General features: G+C 41.6%; 1 protein-coding gene. It reads right to left on the reverse strand.

Features of this window, described 5'->3' with window-relative positions; genetic code table 11:
- The coding region (locus C900_RS27655; protein WP_040497714.1) for an AMP-binding protein at positions 1 to 676 on the reverse strand (676 nt) is incomplete at both ends.

Raw genomic sequence — 676 nt, forward strand, 5'->3', positions numbered from 1 at the left:
TGAATGGGTTCGGTATGAACTTCTCTGAGGTTAGCTCCTCATTACCCAAATAGCCCAGAGACAACCCATGGCCTCCAATATAAAGTTCGCCCACTACACCCATAGGTTGCAGTTGATTTTGGCCACTGACAATGTAAACACTGGTATTCCCTATTGGCTTTCCGATAGGAATACGATTTTTCACTACATCCCCATCAGCATATTTATAGATCAGCGATGAGATTGTTGCTTCGGTGGGTCCATATTTATTATAAAAGTCATAAAAATGTGCATGTTTTATTGCAAGGGAGGAATTACATTCTTCCCCGGCAGAAACAACTCTGCGTATTCGTGTGCCTTCCAGGCTTATACCTTCCAGAAAAGTAGGTGTGGCATGTAGGTGGGTAACTCCATGGTGTGCAATATAGGCATTAAACTCCACCTCATTGAGTATGGTTTCTTTGCCAATCAATACTAATGAAGCACCACTTAACAGCGACAACCATATCTGCTCCACAGATGCATCGAAAGTAATGGTAGAAAACTGCAGTATCCGATCACTTGAATCTATCCCATAAGTTTCTTTTAATGACGAAATTAAATTAATCACGGAGCGGTGAGAAACCATTACCCCCTTAGGTTTTCCTGTGGAACCTGAAGTATAAATAATATAGGCAAGCGCAGTGGATGGATAAGA

The sequence above is a fragment of the Fulvivirga imtechensis AK7 genome, from assembly GCF_000331535.1.
Taxonomy (GTDB): domain Bacteria; phylum Bacteroidota; class Bacteroidia; order Cytophagales; family Cyclobacteriaceae; genus Fulvivirga; species Fulvivirga imtechensis.